Annotated in this window: 15 protein-coding genes; 10 read left to right on the top strand and 5 right to left on the bottom strand. The window is 67.3% G+C overall.

The genetic code is table 11. The annotated features are described in order from the left end of the window. Nucleotides 1–15 precede the first annotated feature (15 nt). Genes pstC through phoR form a run of 6 tightly spaced genes read left to right on the top strand, consistent with a single transcriptional unit; the run spans nucleotide 16 to nucleotide 5,590 of the window. Entirely contained in the window at nucleotides 16–1,095 is a 1,080-nt protein-coding gene (gene pstC / locus J2W23_RS25670) for a phosphate ABC transporter permease subunit PstC (RefSeq protein ID WP_176657038.1), read from the top strand. Next, on the top strand, nucleotides 1,092–1,976 hold the full coding sequence (pstA, locus tag J2W23_RS25665) for a phosphate ABC transporter permease PstA (protein ID WP_307650749.1): 885 nt from the start codon (nucleotides 1,092–1,094) through the stop codon (nucleotides 1,974–1,976). The genes pstC and pstA overlap by 4 nt, the downstream gene beginning before the upstream one ends. An 18-nt stretch (nucleotides 1,977–1,994) precedes the next feature. Next, nucleotides 1,995–2,774 (top strand): phosphate ABC transporter ATP-binding protein PstB, encoded by a 780-nt coding sequence (gene pstB, locus J2W23_RS25660; RefSeq protein ID WP_021007056.1) that lies wholly within the window; start codon nucleotides 1,995–1,997, stop codon nucleotides 2,772–2,774. 12 nt (nucleotides 2,775–2,786) lie between these two features. Then, nucleotides 2,787–3,488, top strand: a complete 702-nt coding sequence (gene phoU / locus J2W23_RS25655; RefSeq protein ID WP_176657040.1) for a phosphate signaling complex protein PhoU — start codon at nucleotides 2,787–2,789, stop codon at nucleotides 3,486–3,488. Nucleotides 3,489–3,515: 27 nt separating this feature from the next. After that, nucleotides 3,516–4,208: a phosphate regulon transcriptional regulator PhoB gene (gene phoB, locus J2W23_RS25650; protein ID WP_042578302.1), complete on the top strand. Its 693-nt coding sequence runs from the start codon at nucleotides 3,516–3,518 to the stop codon at nucleotides 4,206–4,208. Between the two features lie 44 nt (nucleotides 4,209–4,252). Next, nucleotides 4,253–5,590, top strand: a complete 1,338-nt coding sequence (gene phoR, locus J2W23_RS25645; protein ID WP_307650748.1) for a phosphate regulon sensor histidine kinase PhoR — start codon at nucleotides 4,253–4,255, stop codon at nucleotides 5,588–5,590. Between the two features lie 24 nt (nucleotides 5,591–5,614). On the opposite strand, the gene J2W23_RS25640 is transcribed toward phoR, so the two are convergent. From J2W23_RS25640 to J2W23_RS25630, 3 genes are all read right to left on the bottom strand, one after another. Next, entirely contained in the window at nucleotides 5,615–6,958 is a 1,344-nt protein-coding gene (locus tag J2W23_RS25640; RefSeq protein WP_307650747.1) for an MATE family efflux transporter, read from the bottom strand. 164 nt (nucleotides 6,959–7,122) lie between these two features. Continuing rightward, the gene (locus tag J2W23_RS25635) at nucleotides 7,123–8,850 is read right to left on the bottom strand and encodes a hypothetical protein (RefSeq protein ID WP_307650746.1); all 1,728 of its coding nucleotides are present in this window, start codon (nucleotides 8,848–8,850) and stop codon (nucleotides 7,123–7,125) included. 75 nt (nucleotides 8,851–8,925) lie between these two features. After that, on the bottom strand, nucleotides 8,926–9,195 hold the full coding sequence (locus J2W23_RS25630; RefSeq protein WP_019653042.1) for a type B 50S ribosomal protein L31: 270 nt from the start codon (nucleotides 9,193–9,195) through the stop codon (nucleotides 8,926–8,928). A gap of 193 nt (nucleotides 9,196–9,388) precedes the next feature. Between J2W23_RS25630 and J2W23_RS25625 the strand changes: the two genes are divergently transcribed. Continuing rightward, nucleotides 9,389–10,456 (top strand): oxidoreductase, encoded by a 1,068-nt coding sequence (locus J2W23_RS25625; protein WP_307650745.1) that lies wholly within the window; start codon nucleotides 9,389–9,391, stop codon nucleotides 10,454–10,456. A 54-nt stretch (nucleotides 10,457–10,510) separates the two neighbouring features. On the opposite strand, the gene rho is transcribed toward J2W23_RS25625, so the two are convergent. Both rho and trxA read right to left on the bottom strand, forming a co-directional pair. Further along, nucleotides 10,511–11,776, bottom strand: a complete 1,266-nt coding sequence (rho, locus tag J2W23_RS25620; RefSeq protein ID WP_081266259.1) for a transcription termination factor Rho — start codon at nucleotides 11,774–11,776, stop codon at nucleotides 10,511–10,513. Nucleotides 11,777–11,959: 183 nt separating this feature from the next. After that, entirely contained in the window at nucleotides 11,960–12,292 is a 333-nt protein-coding gene (gene trxA, locus J2W23_RS25615) for a thioredoxin TrxA (RefSeq protein ID WP_042578306.1), read from the bottom strand. 157 nt (nucleotides 12,293–12,449) lie between these two features. Here trxA and J2W23_RS25610 point away from each other — a divergent pair, with 157 nt between their 5' ends. From J2W23_RS25610 to J2W23_RS25600, 3 genes are read left to right on the top strand one after another with little or no spacing between them, the layout of a single operon-like run. Next, nucleotides 12,450–15,095: a PD-(D/E)XK nuclease family protein gene (locus J2W23_RS25610; protein WP_307650743.1), complete on the top strand. Its 2,646-nt coding sequence runs from the start codon at nucleotides 12,450–12,452 to the stop codon at nucleotides 15,093–15,095. Further along, nucleotides 15,092–18,352, top strand: coding sequence for a UvrD-helicase domain-containing protein (locus J2W23_RS25605; protein ID WP_307650742.1), 3,261 nt, complete (start codon nucleotides 15,092–15,094; stop codon nucleotides 18,350–18,352). The genes J2W23_RS25610 and J2W23_RS25605 overlap by 4 nt, the downstream gene beginning before the upstream one ends. Further along, nucleotides 18,349–19,587 carry a TIGR03862 family flavoprotein gene (locus tag J2W23_RS25600; protein ID WP_307650741.1) on the top strand — a complete coding sequence of 413 codons (1,239 nt, stop codon included), beginning with the start codon at nucleotides 18,349–18,351 and terminating at the stop codon, nucleotides 19,585–19,587. Before J2W23_RS25605 ends, J2W23_RS25600 begins: the two co-directional genes overlap by 4 nt. Nucleotide 19,588 lies beyond the last annotated feature (1 nt).

Here is a 19,588-nt window from a genome sequence, read left to right as displayed (position 1 = left end):
CAGAACGGCGCATCCATGAGCAGCACTTCGCTCGAGGACGCGCCGCTTTCGTCTTTGCCGGAGCGACCCGTGTCATCCACTCTTCCTGCTGCCGCCACGTACGACCTCGCGGCCGACCGTGGCCGCGCCACTGCGCTTCCACCGCCGGTGAAGGCGCCGCGTTCCGGCCCGATGGCCGATCGCCTGTTCGGCTGGGCCGCCAAGGGCGCCGCGCTCCTGACGCTTGCGATGCTGATCGGCATCCTGGTGTCGCTCGTCGCCGGCGCATGGCCCGCCATCTCGAAGTACGGCCTCGGCTTCCTCACCAACAGCGTGTGGGACCCGGTGCAGAACGAGTACGGCGGCCTCGTGATGATCTACGGCACGCTGGCCACCTCGTTCATCGCCCTGGTGATCGCGGTGCCGGTGAGCTTCGGCATTGCCCTCTTTCTGACGGAGCTGTCGCCCAACTGGCTCAAGCGCCCGCTGGGCACGGCCATCGAATTGCTCGCCGCCGTGCCGTCCATCGTGTACGGCATGTGGGGCCTGCTGGTGTTCGGCCCGATCCTCTCGACCTGGGTGCAGCAGCCGCTGCAGAAGCTGCTCGCCGGCGTGCCGTACCTCGGCGCCCTGGTGTCCGGCCCGCCCGTGGGCATCGGCATCCTGTCGGCCGGCATCATCCTCGCGATCATGATCATCCCGTTCATCGCCTCGGTGATGCGCGACGTGTTCGAGGTGACGCCGCCGCTCCTGAAAGAGTCGGCCTACGGCCTGGGCTCCACCACCTGGGAGGTCGTCTCCAAGGTCGTGCTGCCTTACACCAAGGCGGGTGTGATCGGCGGCATCATGCTCGGCCTCGGCCGGGCGCTGGGTGAAACGATGGCGGTCACGTTCGTGATCGGCAACATGAACCAGCTCAACTCGCTGTCGGTGTTCGAGGCTGCCAACAGCATCACCTCGGCCCTGGCCAACGAATTCGCCGAAGCCGGCGCAGGCCTGCACCAGGCGGCGCTGATGTATCTGGGCCTCGTGCTGTTCTTCATCACCTTCGTCGTGCTGACGCTTTCCAAGATCCTGCTGGCCAAGATGAAGAAGAGCGAAGGGACCAAGTCGTGAGTACAGCGCAAGACCTCATCAACGCCAAGACGCTCGCGGAGACGCGCCAGGCCAAGTTCGCTTCGCGCAACCGCGTCAACAAGATCGCGCTCACGCTGTCGCTCGCCGCGATGGTGTTCGGGGTGTTCTGGCTCGTGTGGATCCTCTGGGAAACGCTGCGCCTGGGCATCGGTGGCCTCGCCATCGCCACCTTCACCGAGATGACGCCGCCGCCGAACGAAGTGGGCGGCATCGCCAACGCGATCTTCGGCTCCTTCGTGATGGTGATGCTCGCCACCTTCGTGGGTACGCCGATCGGCATCATGGCCGGCATCTACCTGGCCGAGTACAACCCCAAGGGCTGGCTCGCCTCAGTCACGCGCTTCGTGAACGACATCCTCTTGTCGGCGCCCTCGATCGTGATCGGCCTGTTCGTCTACGCCGTGGTGGTGGCCTACTTCAAGACCTTCTCGGGCCTGGCCGGTGCGCTGGCGCTCGCGCTGATCGTGATTCCGGTGGTGATCCGCACCACCGAGAACATGCTGCAACTGGTGCCGCCGGGTCTGCGCGAAGCGGCCTACGCGCTGGGCACGCCGAAGTGGAAGGTCATCATCAGCATCACGCTGCGCGCCGCGCGCGCCGGTGTGGTCACGGGCATCCTGCTGGCCGTGGCGCGCATCGCGGGTGAAACCGCGCCGCTGCTCTTCACCGCGCTGAACAACCAGTTCTGGACCGCCGACGTGAGCCAGCCCATGGCCAGCCTGCCGGTCACGATTTTCAAGTTCGCGATGAGCCCGTACGAGAACTGGCAACAGCTGGCCTGGGCCGGCGTGTTCCTGATCACCGTCGCCGTGCTCGCCCTCAATATCCTGGCGCGGGTCCTCACGCGCACCAAACACTGACTGAAGAAGAAGCTCGCAATGCCAAATACCGTCGCACAACCGTCGCGCTCGAAGATCTCGGTCAAGGACCTGAACTTCTACTACGGCAAATTCCACGCGCTCAAGGGCATCAACCTCGAGATTCCCGAGAACAAGGTCACGGCCTTCATCGGCCCGTCGGGCTGCGGCAAGTCGACCTTGCTGCGCACCTTCAACCGCATGTTCGAGCTCTATCCCGAGCAGCGCGCCGAAGGCACGATCGCCCTGGATGGCGAGAACCTCCTCACCTCCAAGCAGGACGTGGCGCTCATCCGCGCCAAGGTCGGCATGGTGTTCCAGAAGCCCACGCCGTTCCCGATGTCGATCTACGACAACATCGCCTTCGGCGTGAAGCTGTTCGAGAACCTCTCGGCCAGCGAGATGGACGACCGGGTCGAGTGGGCCCTGAAGAAGGCCGCCCTCTGGACCGAAGTGCGCGACAAGCTGCAGCAAAGCGGCTCGGGCCTCTCCGGCGGCCAGCAGCAACGCCTGTGCATTGCGCGTGGCATCGCGATCAAGCCCGAAGTGCTGCTGCTCGACGAGCCGTGCTCCGCCCTCGACCCGATCTCGACCGCGAAGATCGAAGAGTTGATCGCCGAGCTGAAAAACGAGTACACCGTGGTCATCGTGACGCACAACATGCAGCAGGCCGCCCGCTGCAGCGACTACACCGCCTATATGTATCTGGGCGACCTGATCGAGTTCGGCGCGACGGAGCAGATGTTCTTCAAGCCGCAGCGCAAGGAGACCGAGGACTACATCACCGGCCGTTTCGGCTAAGGAGACAACACCATGAGCGAGAAACATCTTTCCAGCCAGTTCGACAGCGAACTCAACGGCGTCTCGTCGCGCGTGATGGAGCTCGGCGGCATGGTCGAGTCGCAGATCCACCAGGCGGTGTACGCCCTGCTGCAGTTCGACGCCGAGGCGGCCGACCGCGTGATGGAAACCGAGCACCGCGTCAATGCGATGGAAATCGACATCGACCGCGAGCTCTCGTCGATCATCGCGCGCCGCCAGCCGACCGCACGCGACCTGCGCCTCCTGATCGCCATCAGCAAGACCACCGCCAACCTGGAGCGCGTGGGCGACGAGGCCAACAAGATCGCGCGCATGGTCAAGTCGATCATCGAGAGCGGTTCGGCCCGCCAGCTGCCCACGACCGAGCTGCGCATCGCGGCCGACCTGGCCTCGGGCCTGCTGCGCACCGCGCTGGACGCCTTTGCGCGCCTGGACACGGCAGCGGCGCTGTCGATCCTGAAGGACGACGACCTGATCGACAAGGAGTTCGACGGGTTCGTGCGCAAGCTGGTCACCTACATGATGGAAGACCCGCGCACCATCTCGGCCAGCCTGGACCTGCTGTTCCTGGCCAAGGCCATCGAGCGCATTGGCGACCACGCCAAGAACATCGCCGAGTTCATCATCTACATCGTCAAGGGCGCCGATGTGCGGCACACTTCGATGCAGGAGATCGAATCGGCGCTGCAATAACGGAGAGCAAGACTCTCTCAAGAAAGCATGAAAAAACCCCGAGTCCTGATCGTCGAAGACGAGTCCTCGATCGCCGAGCTGATCGCCGTCAACCTGCGCCACAACGGCTTCGAGCCGATCTGGTCGGAAGACGGTGCCGCGGCGCAACGCGAAATCGACGCCTTCCTGCCCGACCTGATCCTGCTCGACTGGATGCTGCCGGGCCAGAGCGGCCTGCAGCTTGCGCGCCAGTGGCGCAAGGACCCGCGCACCAAGGCTGTCCCGATCCTGATGCTGACCGCGCGCGGCGACGAGCCCGACAAGGTCGCAGGCCTGGATGCCGGCGCGGACGACTACATCACCAAGCCGTTCTCCACGCAGGAAATGCTGGCCCGCATCCGTGCGGTTCTGCGCCGCCGCGCGCCCGAAGTGGTGACCGAGCGCGTGGAAATCGGCGAACTGGCGCTCGACACCTCCACGCATCGCGTGACCTGGCAGGGCGCCGCGCTCAAGGTCGGCCCGACCGAGTTCAAGCTGCTGGCCTACCTGATGCAGCACGCCGAGCGCGTGCACAGCCGGGCGCAGCTGCTCGACAAGGTGTGGGGCGACCACGTCTACATCGAGGAACGTACGGTCGACGTGCACGTCAAGCGCCTGCGCGAATCGTTGGGCGCGGCCGCACCGATGGTCGAAACCGTCCGGGGAGCAGGCTACCGCCTGACGGCCCAAGTCACGGTTTGAACACCGTGGCGTCCCTTGGCCGCGGGCGCGGATAATCGCCCGCCATGCCTTTCCGAATTGCTACTTTTTTAATAGCGTCCCTTGCAATAGGTGCGGGCGCTGTCGGCATTTTTGGCTGGCATTTCGGCTGGCTGGGGGCCTGGCTGGGCGCAGTGCTGTGGCTCGGGCTCGATGCCTGGCGCGCCGAGCGGCTGCTGCAGGTGCTGCGCAACGACGCCGCCGGCCTGCCGACCCGGGGCCCCGGTGTCTGGGGCGAACTGGCCGAACGCATCCGCAAGCTGCTGCGCGACCGCGAGCAGCAGACCCGACAGGCCGTAGACCGGCTGCAGGAGTTTCTGGCCGCCATCCAGGCGTCTCCCAACGGCGTGATCCTGCTCGACGAGCAGGGCCGCATCGAATGGTGCAACCAGACGGCCGCCGGCCAGTTCGGCATCGATGCCGAGCGCGACCTGCTGCAGCACCTGGCCAATCTCGTGCGCGATCCGGCCTTCGTGGCCTATCTGGCGTCCTGGAACTACAGCCGCGACGTCGTCATCGACGCCTCAGGCCCAGGCCACACGCACCAGCGCAGCCACCCGGTGCGGCTGTCGGTGCAGGTGCATCCCTACGCGGGCAACCGCCGCATGCTGCTCACGCGCGACATCACGGCGCTGGAGCAGGCCGAGGCGATGCGGCGCGATTTCGTGGCGAATGTGTCGCACGAGATCCGCACGCCGCTCACGGTGCTGGCGGGTTTTGTCGAAACGCTGCAGAACCTGCCGCTCGATGCGGACGAGCGCACGCGCTATCTCTCGCTGATGAGCCAGCAGTCGCACCGCATGGAAACGCTGGTGAACGACCTGCTGACGCTGTCGCGCCTGGAGGGCAGCGCATCGCCTTCGGGCAACCAGTGGATCCGCATCCGCGCCCTGCTGGCGCAGTGCGAGGACGAGGGACGCGGCTTGTCGGGCCGGCTTGCGCCGCTGGGCCATCGGCTCTCGTTCACCATCGATGCCGAGTCCGAGATATCGGGCGCGCCGACCGAATTGCAGAGCGCGATGTCGAACCTGCTGAGCAACGCGATCCGCTACACGCCCGGCGGTGGCGAGGTGGCGGTGAGCTGGCGGGTGCTGCCCGACGGACGCGGCGAATACGCGGTGAAGGACACCGGCCCCGGCATTGCCGCCGAGCACATTCCGCGCCTCACCGAGCGCTTCTACCGCATCGACCGCAGCCGTTCGCGCGAGACCGGCGGCACCGGGCTCGGCCTCGCGATCGTCAAGCACATCGCACAGCGGCATGGCGCCGAATTGCGCATCGAGAGCACGGTGGGCAAGGGGAGCCGGTTCGCGCTGGTGTTCCCGGCCACGCGGGTGCGCGAGGCGCGCGTGCTGGCGAAGTGAGCTTGCGCAGAGGGCCAGTGTTCTTCAGCCGGCCCGCTTGTGCATCGTCCAGCGCAGCAGTGCGCTGAACAGCAGGCCCGTGAACACCAGTGCGCCGGCGCTCATGATCCAGAACGCCATCGGCGATTGCATCGCCGGCCATGGCCCGAGGCCGCGGTAGGCCAGCAGGTAGCTCCCGCCGAGGCCGAGACCCCAGAGCATCGCGCAGTAGATGACCAGTGGCGCCAGCGTCACGCGGTAGCAGCGCAGCACGAACACGCACAGCGTCTGCAGGGCATCGGCGACGTGATAGAGCGCGACGACGGGCAGCAGCAAGGCGGCCAGCGCGATCACGGCCGGATTGTCCGAATACACATTGGCGAGCTCGTGGCGGAGCATGACCATGGCGCCCGCATAGACGAAGGCGCACAGCATGGCCAGCTCGAAGCCGAGGCGACAGGCGTGCCGGGCTTTCGCGGGATCGCCGGCGCCGAGCCAGAAGCTCACGCGCGCGCTGGTCGCGATGGCGAGCGAGAGCGGCATCATGTACGCCACCGCCAGCAGGTTCGAGGCGATCTGGTGCGCCGCCGCCGCCGCGGTGCCCAGGCGTGCGATGAACAGCGCCATCAACGTGAACGAGGTCACTTCCACCAGCACCGCCAGGCCGCCAGGAACACCCAGCCGTGCGAACTGGCGGATCTGATGCCAGTCGGGAGGCTCGATGCGTTCCCAAAGCGCATAGCCGCGATAGAAGGCGCTGCTGCGCAGCAACCAGACCGCGCAGCCGAGCATCGCCCAGTTCACGCACAGCGTGGCCCACGCGCAGCCGACGAGACCCATTGCCGGCAGGCCCGCGCCGCCGAAGGTGAACCAGATAGACAGCGGCAGCTTCACCGCCAGCGAGGCCAGTTGCAGCCAGGTCACTAGCTGCGGCTTGCCCAGGCTCTGGTTCAGCGTGCTGAAGAGTCGGAAGAGCAGGGACGGCGCCAGCGCGAAGGCGAGCACCGCGAGATACGCCTCGACCTCGCTGCGCATCTCCGCCGGCACCTGAGTCCAGCGCAAGGCGCCGCCGGGCAGCAGCAGCGCCACCATGCCCACCGCGATGGCGATGCCGGCCAGGTAGAGCGATTGCCGCACCGAGCGGCCCACCTCGCCGCTGCGGCCCGCGCCGTGCAGTTCGGCCCACACCGGCAGCAGCGCCTGCAGCACGCCCATCAGCGAGACATACACGCTCACGAAGATGGCCGCGCCGACCGAGAGCGCGGCCAGCGCGTGCTCCGAATAGCGACCCGCGATGATGGTGTCGGTCACGCCGAAGGCCATCACGGCCAGCTGGCCGACCAGCACCGTGCCGGCGTGGCGTGCGATCAGTCCCCGTTCGCCCGCCACGGGTCAGAAGGCGCGAATGAATTCGGCGTGCCCGAGCAGCCTGCCCAGGCACGCCCGATCAAGGCGCAAAGCGCAGCCATAGCTTGGGCTATGGCGAGCATTTGCAACGCCGAGCGGGTGCGCCTGGGGGGATGAGCGGGCATGACGGATTCGTTCACGACTTCTTAGGGCGCGATCTTCTGGTAGAGCAGCAGGTCGTCCGCGGCGCTGCTGGGGCGGCGCAGGGTGCCGCTGAAGCGCCACTTCTCGAGCGGAATGATGGTGTGCAGCCGCTCGATCGTGTCGGGGCTCACCACCAGCCAGGGGCAGTCGGTGCCCAGCAGCAGGGGCTGCAGGTTGAAGTTGCCGTGGTGGCGCAGCGCCGCGATGTGCGGCCGGCTGAGTGCCAGTTCGGCGATGCAGCTGGGCTGGCCCACGCGCTCGGCGACGGCGCGCACCTGCGGCAGGTAGCTGCGCGCGTAGTCGATGGGCGGCAGCCAGAGCGTCATCAGCAGCATCCAGCAAAGCGCGGTGCCGCCGGCCGGCAGCACCAGCGTCTTCCAGAGCGCGGCGCGGTGGCGCCCGGTGCGCCAGCGCACAAGCCAGCACCACGCGATGGTCGCGGCCAGCGCGAGCACGAATGCGATCGGCGAGAACTCGCCCACGAAGCCCGGCACCAGCCGCGCGACGCTGGCTGCGGGCTTGCGCGGCACGCCGGTCAGCATGGCGATCCAGTAGAGCCAGCCCAGCACGGCCAGGCCGCTGAAGAAAAGCACGTTGAACCAGTCGATGAGCGCCGAGGCGCTGCGCCGGAAGGTGGGCAGCGCGAAGGCCGCGAGCGTGGCGAAGGCGGGCAGGGCGAGCAGCAGCGAGCGGTCGGAGTAGTCGGTGGTCCAGGTGGCGGCCAGCGGCACGAGTGCGAACCAGAACGGCAGCGCGACATGGCGCGCCGTGAGCTGGCGGCGCCAGCGCCAGAGCGTCCAGATCGCGAGCGGCCAGACCGGCCAGGTGAACCAGAGCAGCAGCTTGGCCTGGCTGCGGATTTCGCCGCCGATCGAGTTGCCGTCCAGCGTGATCTTCCATTGCGACAGGCCGAGGCCGAACACCAGTGCCGCTGCCAGCAGCGTGACGCCGATCATCGTGAAGAGGGCGCCGCGGGTGTAGCCGGGACCATCGTCGGAACCTGCATCTGCCCCCGCCTGGGCGACGAGGTGCCGCTCATAGGCGATGTAGAGCGCGCTGCCGACAGCGAGCGCCAGCCCGACGGTGGGGGCACCGCTCAATGTCATGCCGAGCGTGCCGATCACCAGTGCGATCGCTGGGCCGGCGCGGCGGTACGGCAGTGCGGCCACGCCGTAGAACAGGTGTGAGGCGAAGTACAGCTGGGCGAGGGCGGGCGTGGTTTCATGCCCGAGCTGGGCGAGGCCCAGGCAGGCGATCAGCGCGAGCAGGCCGCCATCGGCGATGGCACGCGCGTAGTCGGTCGGACGTGCCTCGCCGCCGAAGGCAAACGCCACCGGCTGGGCGCGTGCCGTGCGAGCGAGGTAATAGACGGCGTACCACGTGGCCGTGAAGGTGCCCCAGAGCAGCAGCGCGAAGACGAATCGCACGGCCAGATCGGGGTTCAGCCACGCGGGGGCGAGCTTGATCGCAATCGCGCCGATCCAGTAGGGGACCAGCGCGGGCGTCTCGGGCTGCATGCCCAGCAAGAGGGGATCGAACCAGCGCGCGATGCCTTCGGTGCTTCGGGCCAGTTCGGCCATGTAGCCGAAGGCGGTGATGTCGGCGCTCTTCCACGGTCCGCGCCCGACCAGGCCCGGCAGCAGGTAGGCCGCACACAACAGCAGCAGCGCGATGCGCGGCAGCCGGCGCACGGCATTCTGGGCGACGATCGCGGGAGTGGGCTGGTTCAAAAGGGCGAAAGGAGATTCGGAATGAAAAAGGGCAGCGCGGTAAACCGGGCTGCCCTCGACGCCAAAGCGCGTGCTTTACTTCGAAGCAGCGCCGGTGGTCTTGCCGAAGCGGTTGCGGAACTTCTCGACGCGGCCGCCCATGTTGTCGACCGACTTCTGCGTGCCGGTGTAGAACGGGTGCGATTCGCTCGTGGTGTCCAGCTTGAACAGGGGGAGCTCGCGACCGTCGTCGGTCTTGCCCATTTCCTTGGTGTTCGCGCACGAACGGGTCACGAACTTGAAGCCGTTCGACATGTCGACGAACAGAACTTCGCGGTAATTCGGGTGGATGCCTTCTTTTGCCATGGTTTTTCCTTTTGCGCTGTTGGAATCAATGCGCGGTCGATGCGAGAGCCACAAGCGCGTCAACGGTCGAAATGGACTGGGTCGGCGGCTGTCCCGGGGGTGAGGGGATCGCTGGGCAGGACGCCCGGCTGCACTTTTCGCGGAGCCGGCGATTATCGCATACTGGCCGTTTTGAGCGAAAAGTGGCCCACAGATGACTTCCACAGCGTTGCGCGCCGGCCTCGTCGGCTACGGTTTCGCCGGCCAGACCTTCCATGCGCCCGTGCTTTCGGCGGTTCCGGGGCTCGAACTGGCGGCCGTGGCAAGTTCGCAGCCGCACAAGGTCCACGCGGACTGGCCTGGCGTGGCCGTGGTGCCGGACGTGGCGGCGCTCGTGGCCCGGGCGGACATCGACCTCATTGTGGTCGCCACGCCCAATGCCCAGCACCACCCGGTTGCCAAGGCTGCGCTGGAAGCCGGCAAACACGTCGTGGTGGACAAGCCTTTCACGCTCGATGTGGCCGAAGCCAGGGAGCTAGAGCTGTTGTCCCGGCGCAACAATCGCGTCCTGGCGGTCTATCAGAACAGGCGATTCGACGCCGACTACCTGACGTTGAAGGAGCTTCTCGCTAGCGGCGAACTGGGGCGGCCGGTGTACCTGGAATCGCATTTCGACCGCTTCCGGCCCGAGGTTCGCGAGCGCTGGCGAGAGCAGCCGGTGCCGGGATCGGGGCTGTGGGTGGACCTGGGCGCTCATCTGGTCGACCAGGCCGTGCAGCTCTTCGGTCGTCCCGACACGCTCCAACTCGACACGGCCGCCTTGCGCGACGGCGCACTGGTCGAGGACTATTTCCATGCCGTACTGCGCTACGAGAGTGGCCCGCACGCTCCCCTGCGCGTAGTGCTCCACGCCACGACGCTCGCCGCCCACGCGGCGCCGCGCTACATCGTGCACGGCACGCGCGGGAGCTACGTCAAGCACGGCGTCGATCCACAGGAAGATGCGTTGCGCGCCGGCCAACGTCCGCCCGCCGAGGGGTGGGGTGCCGATCCGCTGGACGGCGAACTCACGTTGATCGGCAGCGACGGCGCGCCGCATTTCCGCGCATTGCCGACGCGGGCCGGCAACTATGTCGACTACTACGCCGCGGTCCGCGACGCGATCCTGGGCAATGGTCCGAACCCTGTCCCGCCCGAGCAGGCCGTCGCGCTGATGGAACTGCTCGACATTGGGCGCCAGAGCGCAGCCGAAGGCCGCGCCATCCGCATCGAGCGCCCATGAAAAAAGCGCGTCGGCCTGTGAGGGCCGACGCGCTTTTGCGGGAGAGCGAGGCGCTCAGCCGCCGCGACGCATCATGTCGAAGAACTCGACGTTGGTCTTGGTCGCCTTCATGTTCTTGAGCATCAGCTCCATCGACTCGATCTCGTCCATGTTGTACATGAGCTGACGCAGGATGCGGGTCTTCTGCAGGATCTCGGGGGCCAGCAGCAATTCTTCGCGGCGCGTGCCGCTGCGGTTGAGCTGGATCGAGGGGAACACGCGCTTTTCGTACAGGCGGCGGTCCAGGTGGATTTCGGAGTTGCCGGTGCCCTTGAACTCTTCGAAGATCACTTCGTCCATGCGGCTGCCGGTGTCGATCAGCGCGGTGCCGATGATGGTCAGCGAGCCGCCTTCTTCCACGTTGCGCGCGGCGCCCAGGAAGCGCTTGGGGCGCTGCAGCGCGTTGGAATCGACGCCGCCGGTCAGCACCTTGCCCGAAGAGGGCACGACGTTGTTGTAGGCGCGGGCCAGACGCGTGATCGAGTCCAGCAGGATCACCACGTCTTTCTTGAGTTCGACCAGGCGCTTGGCGCGCTCGATCACCATTTCGGCGACGTGCACGTGGCGGGCTGCGGGCTCGTCGAAGGTCGAAGCGATGACTTCGCCCTTCACCGTGCGCTGCATTTCGGTCACTTCTTCAGGGCGCTCGTCCACGAGCAGCACCATCATGTGCACGTCGGGATAGTTGGCGCTGATCGCGTGGGCGATGTGCTGCATCATCACCGTCTTGCCGCTCTTGGGCGGCGCCACGAGCAGGGCGCGCTGGCCTTTGCCGATGGGGGCGATGATGTCGATGATGCGGCCCGTGATGTTCTCTTCGCCCTTGATGCCGTCGCGCTCGAGCTTCATCTGCTCCTTGGGGAACAGCGGCGTCAGGTTTTCGAACATCACCTTGTGCTTGTTCTGCTCGGGCGGGCCGTCGTTGACCTTGTCCAGCTTGGTCAGCGCGAAGTAGCGCTCGCCGTCCTTGGGCGTGCGCACTTCGCCTTCGATCATGTCGCCGGTGTGCAGGTTGAAGCGGCGCACCTGGCTCGGCGAGATGTAGATGTCGTCGGTGCTGGCGGTGAAGCTGGTGTCGGGGCTGCGCAGGAAGCCGAAGCCGTCGGGCAGGATTTCGAGCACGCCGTCGGCGAAAACCTGTTCGCCGGCCTTTGCGCGCTTCTTGATGATCGCGAACATCAGCTCCTGCTTGCGCATGCGGCCGACGTTTTCGATCTCAAGCGCTTCAGCCTGCTTGAGGACTTCAGACACGTGGAGTGCCTTGAGTTCGTTTAAGTGCATGGAATGACCCCTCGCGGGGTAATCGAAACGGAAAACGGGGGGAGGTTGAATGTGTAGCGAGAACTGCTGCACTAACCGGGGAACTCGAACCGGTTGCCTGAAAGGGCCGGTGATCTGTGGGAGATTATGACAGGAAAAACGCGCCGGCCAAGCGCATTGCGCGCTGGCCGGATCGAATGTCGCTTATGCGAGTTGCTGGTCGATGAAGGCCGTGAGTTGCGCCTTGCTCATGGCGCCGACCTTGGTGGCGGCCAGCTGGCCGTCCTTGAACAGCATCAGCGTGGGGATGCCGCGAATGCCGAACTTGGCAGGGATGTCGCGGTTCTCGTCCACGTTCAGCTTGGCGATCTGCAGTTTGCCTTCGTAGGTGGCCGACACTTCGTCCAGGATCGGGGCGATCATCTTGCAGGGGCCGCACCATTCGGCCCAGTAGTCGACCAGCACCGGCTGGCTGGACTTGAGCACGTCGGCTTCGAAAGAGGAATCGGAGATGTGTTTGATGAGTTCGCTGGCCATGTGATGTGTCCTTGTGCGCAGAGAGTTTCGGTGCAGCTAAAGTGCAGGTCATTGTGACAGAAACCAAGGGGCGGGGTGCCATGCGCAGCCGCTATGACGGCGATAGCCAAAGGCCTTGCGGATCACGTCCTCGCACTCTCAAACCCCTCGATAGAACATGAACGAAGGCCACCCCGTCCACGCTCTGTGGTGCGACCCCGTCGACGGTGTTGTCGCGCGGATCGTCCGCGCGCTCGCCGAACGCGAGCTGCATGCGGCGCGCACCGTGGTGCTGGTGCCGTATGCGCAACTGATGGGCGTGGCGCGCGGCATGTGGACGCGTTGCGGCAGCGCCGGCTTTGTGCCGCGCTTCGAGACCACGCACAACTGGGCACGCAGCGCGGGCGGCTTCCTGCCGACGGGCTACGACATCGCATTCGACATGGCGCGCGACCTCATCACGGCCCAGGCGCTGCTGTTGCAGTCCGGGTTCAACAATGAGCGGTTCGCGCTGGCGGGCCGCGTCGTCGAACTGGCCTACCAGCTCGCGCCGCTCGCATCGGCATCGTTGCCGGACGCGCGCGTCGGCGAATGGGCCCTGCGTGCCGCGCAGGTGGCCGAGGCGGGCAGCGAGTCGGAGTGGTTCCGCATCGAAAGCGCGCTGATCCGCATCGCCGTCGCCTGGGCCGCGACCTCGGGCTACGCAACAGACGTGCTGCTCCGAGAAAGCACGCGCAACCAGGTCGATGCACTGATCGTGCTCGAAGGCTTCCAGGCCGATCCGCTCACCCAGACGCTCTGCACCCTGTGGGGCGATCACGCGCTGCATCTCTCGCTGGTACCCGCGAACACGCCCGTGGACCCCGCGGCTTCCCATGTGGCAGCAGACCCCGAGGACGAAGCCGAACTCGCCGCTGCCTGCGTGCTGCGTCATCTCGCCGAAGGCCGCGCCCCGGTCGCGCTGATCGCCACCGACCGCGCACTCACGCGCCGCGTCAGCGCCCAGCTCAAGGCGCAGGGCGTCGTCACGCATGACGAAACCGGTTGGAAGCTCTCGACCACGCGCGCCGCCGCTACGTTGATGAGCGCGCTGCGCGCCTGCGCCCATGACGCCGCCAGCGACCAGGTGCTCGAATGGCTCAAGAGCGGCGCCGATGGCGATGCGCTGGCTGTGCAGGCGCTCGAAGCACGCCTGCGACGCGAAGGCCTGCGCGACTGGTCCGCCTGGTGCAGCCTCGTGGCCCGTAGCGAGAAGCCGAACGACCTGGCGCTGCTGCCCTACACCGAAGCCATCGAAGCGCGCCGCGCATCGATGATGAAGTCCAGGCCCGTGGCCGAATGGCTGCGCGCATTGCGCGAACTGCTCGAAGGCAGCGGCCAGTGGACGCCGCTGGCCGACGACATGGCGGGCGGCAAGGTCATCGCCGCGTTGTGGCTCGATGCCGATTCGCATGGCGATGCCGACGAGTTTCCCGGCGGCCGCCACACGCTGGCCGAGTTCACTGCCTGGGTCCGCGACGTGCTCGAAGACGCGAGCTTCGTGCCGCCCACCGGCGACCAGGCGCCCCGCGTGATCGTGCTGCCGCTGTATCAACTGCTCGGCCGCGCATTCGGTGCGGTGGTCATTCCCGGCTGCGACGACCGGCGGCTGCCCGCATCGCCCGAACCGCCCGGCAACTGGAGTGCCGTCCAGCGCCTCGAACTGGGCCTGCCTTCGCGCGAGACCCTCGAAGCCGCGCAACGCTCTGCCTGGACCGCGGCCCTTCACAACCCCTGGTGCGAACTGGTCTGGCGCGCGTCCGATGCGAGTGGCGAGCCGGTCCGCCCGAGCCCGCTCGTGCAGGCATTGCAACTTGACCACGCACTGCAACCCTCCGTCGATCCGCGTCCTGCGCGCGAGGTGCCTGTACAGGCGACCGTATACCCCACGCCCTCAGGCGCGTTGCTCCCGCTGGAGAGCATTTCGACCAGCGTGTACGAAGACCTCCGCCGTTGCCCCTATCGCTTCTTCGCGCTGCGGCAGTTGGGGCTGCGCAGCGCCGACGAGCTCGACGTGGAGGTCGACAAGCGCGACTTTGGCAACTGGCTGCACGCGCTGCTCGGCCATTTCCACGAGGCGCTGATCGAAACCCCGACTCAGGATCCGCAGGAGCGCGTGGCGCTTGTCGAAGAAGCCGCGCAGCGCGCCACGCGGGAATACGGTCTCTCCGACGCCGAGTTCCTGCCTTTTGCCGCGGCATGGCCCGCGGTGCGCGACGGTTATCTCGAATGGCTCGGGGGGCACGAGGCCAGTGGCGCGGTGTTCGTCGAGTCCGAACCCTGGAAGGAGCAGCCGCTGGGCGATCTGCGCCTCGTCGGCCGCCTCGACCGGGTCGACCGCACGTCCGACGGTCAGGCCTTCGTGATCGACTACAAGACCGAGTCCGCGAGCGTCACCAAGGAGCGCGTGAAAGACCCGACCGAGGACACGCAGCTCGCCTTCTATGCAGCGCTGGTGGCCGATGACACCCTGCGTGCGGCCTACGTCAACGTAGGCGAGAAGTCCTCGGGCACGCAGACCGTCGAGCAGCCCACGGTGGTCGAGGCGAGGGATGCGCTGGTGGCCGGCATCATGAGCGACTTCACCCGCATCGCCGGGGGCGCGGCGCTGCCGCCGCTGGGCGAGGGCGCTGTCTGCGACTACTGCGCCGCCCGTGGCCTGTGCCGGAAAGATTTCTGGGGCGATGACGCCCCCCGGCTTGCCACTGCGTGTGCTTCGCCACCCCCCGAGGGGGAGACGCCTCCGCCTTGGGACGGCCCAGCGGTCGGAGGCGATACGAAATGAACGGCGCAGCCTACGAACACAACGGCCGGCACGTCACGCGCGAGGCCTTCTACACCGTCGCCTGCGATCCGCGCCGCTCGGTGGCCGTCGAAGCCTGCGCGGGCGCGGGCAAGACGTGGATGCTGGTGTCGCGCATCTTGCGTGCGCTGCTCGAAGAGGGGGACTCCGCCTGCGAGCCGCATGAAATCCTCGCGATCACTTTCACCAAGAAGGCGGCCGGCGAGATGCGCGAGCGCCTCGACCAATGGCTCGAGCAATTCGCGGAAGAGAGCCCCGAAGAACTGGTGAAGCAGCTTGTGATGCGCGGCGTCGAGCCTGCTGCCGCGCTCGCCGCCGTGCCGCGACTGAAGGGCCTCTACAGGCGCCTGCTCGAAGGCGGCCGCCCGGTGCAGTTCCGCACTTTCCACGCCTGGTTCGCAGGCCTGCTGCGCAATGCGCCGCTCGCCGTGCTGCGCGAGCTGGGCCTGCCGTCCAACTACGAACTGCTCGAAGACGATGCCGAGGCCCGCGGCCACACCTGGCGGCCTTTCTTCGAGGCGGTCACGGCCGACAAGCATGCGCTGGCCGACTACTACGCCGTCGTCGCCACGCATGGCCGCTCGCAGACGGCCAAGGCGCTGGGCGAAGCGCTGACCAAACGCGTCGAGTTCTCGCTGGCCGATGCCGAAAACGCCGTCCAGCATTTCAGTGCCCTCCACCCGACTCTCGATGGACTGGACGAACCGACCGATGCCCTGCGCGGCGAGCCGGTCCGCCGCCGCTGGCTCGACCGCGCTGCCGCACTCGGCAAGGAGAGCAACAAGACGCCGCAGAAAGCCGCCGAGGCCATCATCGATGTCTTCGGCGTCGGCGAGCCGCCGGCCGAATCGCTCGCCGCGGCGCTCGCGCACCTGAGAAAGAATTTCTTCGTCGCGAGCGAAGACCGTCTCACCAAGAACCTGCAGAAATTCCCCGCCGCGCAGGAGGCCGAAGCCGAGCTCCAGGTGCTGTGCGCCGCGCAGGCCCAGCATGCGGCGTGGCTCTACCAGCAGCGCATGACGCGGCTCACGCGCCTGCTGATCGCCGCATTTGCGGACGTCAAGCGCGCGCACGGTTGGGTCGACATGAACGACGTCGAGCAGGCCGCGCAGCTGCTGCTTGGCCAGTCGGCGTTGTCGGGCTGGGTGCAGGAGCGGCTCGATGCCCGCATCGCGCACCTTCTGATCGACGAGTTCCAGGACACCAACCCGCTGCAGTGGCAGGCGCTCTACGGCTGGCTCAGCGCCTACACCGGCGCGGGCGGAAGCGCGCCGCGCGTGTTCATCGTGGGCGACCCGAAGCAGAGCATCTACCGCTTCCGCCGCGCCGAGCCGCAGGTGTTCATTGCCGCCAAGAAGTTCGTGCGCGAAGGGCTCGACGGCGAACTGCTCAATTGCGACCACACGCACCGCAACGCGCGTGCGGTGGTCGGGCTGGTCAACCAGGCGATGCTGGCCGCGCAGGACGCGGGTGAGTTCGACGGCTACCGCGCCCACACCACCGAGCGCGGCGACGAAGGCGAACTGCTCAAGCTGCCGGCCATCGACCGCGATGCGCTCGGCGACGCGGCCGAGGCAGTGCCGGCCGACGACGGCATGCTGCACTGGCGCGACAGCCTTGTCACGCCGCGCGTGCTGCCCGAAGAACAACTGCTGCAGAAGGAATGCGAGCAGGCCGCGCGCTGGGTGGCACAGCGTATTGCCGACGGCATACCGCCGCGGCAGATCATGGTGCTGGCGCGCCGGCGCAATCGCTTGTCCGCGATGCAGGACGCGCTGCGCCAGCGCCACATCCCCGTGCAGCAGCCCGAGAAGAACGAGCTGCACGATGCGCCCGAGGTGCAAGACATGGTCGCGCTGATCGATGCGCTGGTGTCGCCCGCGCACGATCTCTCGCTGGCACGCGCGCTGAAGTCGCCGCTTTTCAGCATCGACGACGAGGCGCTGGTGCAGCTGGCGCTCCGGCAGCGCGAGCAGCCATCGTCGAGCTGGTTCGCGTTGATACAGAAGGGCGAGGGCCTCCCGCCGGTGTTGGCCGAGGCGGGTGCCAGCCTGAAGAAGTGGCAGCGCTGGCTCGTGACTCTGCCGCCGCACGACGCCATCGACGCGATTTTTCACGATGGCGATGTGCTTGCGAAATTCGGCGCCGCTGTGCCCGCCGCGATGCGCCAGAGCGCGCTCGCCAACCTGCGCGGACTCATGTCCGCATCGCTCGAAATCGAAGGCGCGCGCTTCGCCACGCCCTATGCACTGGTTCGCGCGCTGCGCGCCGGCGGCGTGCGCGCGCCGTCGGTGGCCGCGCCCGATGCCGTGCAATTGCTGACCGTGCACGGCGCCAAGGGCCTGGAAGCCGACACGGTGCTCATGCTCGATTGCGATGCCGCGCCGCCGCGCGCGCAAACCATGGGCGTGCTGGTCGAGTGGAAAGGCAGCGACAGCGCGCCGACCCGCTTCGTGTTCCTCGCGAGCGAGAAGACGCCGCCGGCCTGCGCCGCTTCGCTGCTCGAAGAAGAGCAGCGTGCACGCCACCGGGAGGAACTCAACGGCCTCTACGTCGCGACCACGCGAGCGCGCGAGCGACTGGTGCTGTCGTCGGTGCGGCCGGCGCGCGCCAACGACGGCAGCTGGTGGGCCCGGCTGGAATCGGCCTGCGAGCCAACCGAGGCCGACGAGCCGCTGGTTGCATTGCCCACCGAGACCGGCGTAGCCAGTTTCTCGATGAAGCAGATGCCTTCCGTGACTGCCGCCGGCGATCAGCCTTCCGCCAGGAAGGCGGCCGATGCCACCGTTGACGCCCGCGCCGCCGCCTTCGGCGAGGCCATGCACCGGCTGCTCGAATGGGCGGTGCCAGGCGAGACGCTGCCCTCGGCCCACGTGCGCGCGGCGGCCCGCGAATTCATGCTCGATCCGCAACAGGCACGCGGCGCCGCGACGCTGGCCGAACGCATCCGCGCGGGCGCGGGAGCCTGGGTGTGGGACGATCGCAGGGTCGATTGGCATGGCAACGAAGTCACGCTGGTCCATGAAGGCGAGACATTGCGCATCGACCGGCTGGTGCGCGAGCGCGAGACCGGTGCCTGGTGGATCCTCGACTACAAATCCGCAGCGCGTCCCGAGCGGGACGCGACGTTGATCGCACAGATGCAGCGCTACCGCGCGGCCGTGCAACATGCCTACCCCGGTGCCACGGTACGCGTCGCGTTCCTCACCGGGCAGGGCGAACTGGTAAACCTCGAATGACCCTTTCCCCAACCGTCGCCGTGATCGGCGGCGGACCTGCCGGCCTGATGGCGGCCGAAGTCCTCGGCGCGTCCGGCGCGCAAGTGCACGTCTACGACGCCATGCCCTCGGTGGGCCGCAAGTTCCTGCTGGCCGGCCGCGGCGGGCTGAACCTCACGCATTCGGAACCTTTCGACGTGTTCATGAGCCGGTTCGGCGAACGCCGTGCACAACTCGAGCCGATGCTCGCGAAGTTCGGCCCGCAGCAAGTGCGCGAATGGGCGACCGGTCTCGGCATCGAGACTTTCGTCGGCACGTCAGGGCGCGTGTTCCCGACGGACATGAAGGCTGCGCCGCTGCTGCGCGCGTGGCTGCATCGGCTGCGTTCGGCGGGTGTGCAGTTTCATATGCGCCATCGCTGGCTGGGCGATGCGTCGCTCGATTCGGCCGCGCTGCGGTTCGCCACGCCGACGGGTGAGACCTCGGTGAAGGCGGATGCGGTGGTGCTGGCGCTCGGCGGTGCGAGCTGGGCGCGGCTGGGGTCCGATGGTGCGTGGGCGCCGTGGCTGCAAGGGCGCGGCATCGATGTCGCACCGCTGCTGCCTGCCAACTGCGGTTTCGACGGGGCAGGGTGGAGCGCGCATTTTTCCAGCCGCTTTGCGGGGCAGCCGTTCAAGTCGGTGGCGATTTCGTTTACCGACAGCCAGGGGCGCAGCTTCGCGCGCAAAGGTGAGTTCGTTGCGACGGCCACGGGCATCGAAGGCAGCCTGATCTATGCAGCGTCGGCCTTGCTGCGCGACGAGATCGCTTCGCAGGGCAGTGCCACGCTGTTGCTGGACCTGTTGCCTGATCGCAGTGCGGAACAGGTGTTGGCCGCGGTGAAGCACCCACGCGGCGCGCGCTCGTTGAGCAGTCACCTCAAGAGCCGGCTCGGCATCGAAGGCATCAAGGCGGGCGTGCTGCATGAAGCGCTGAGCAAGGAGGCGATGCAGGACCCGGTGCAACTCGCTGCCACCATCAAGGCGGTGCCGCTGAAGCTGGTCGCGACGCGGCCACTCGACGAGGCGATCAGTACCGCCGGTGGCGTGCGCTTCGACGCGCTCGACCCGGCGCTGATGGCGACGGCGCTGCCCGGCGTGTTCGCGGCAGGAGAAATGCTCGATTGGGAAGCGCCGACCGGTGGCTATCTGCTCACGGCGTCGATGGCCAGCGGGGCGGCTGCGGCGCGCGGCGCGATCCGGCGGTTGGGCCTGTAGC

The organism is Variovorax boronicumulans (genome assembly GCF_030812215.1).
GTDB classification, from domain to species: Bacteria; Pseudomonadota; Gammaproteobacteria; order Burkholderiales; family Burkholderiaceae_C; genus Variovorax; species Variovorax boronicumulans_C.
Note: the sequence above shows the minus strand (reverse complement) of the source record. Positions and strands in the feature narration are given on the sequence as shown.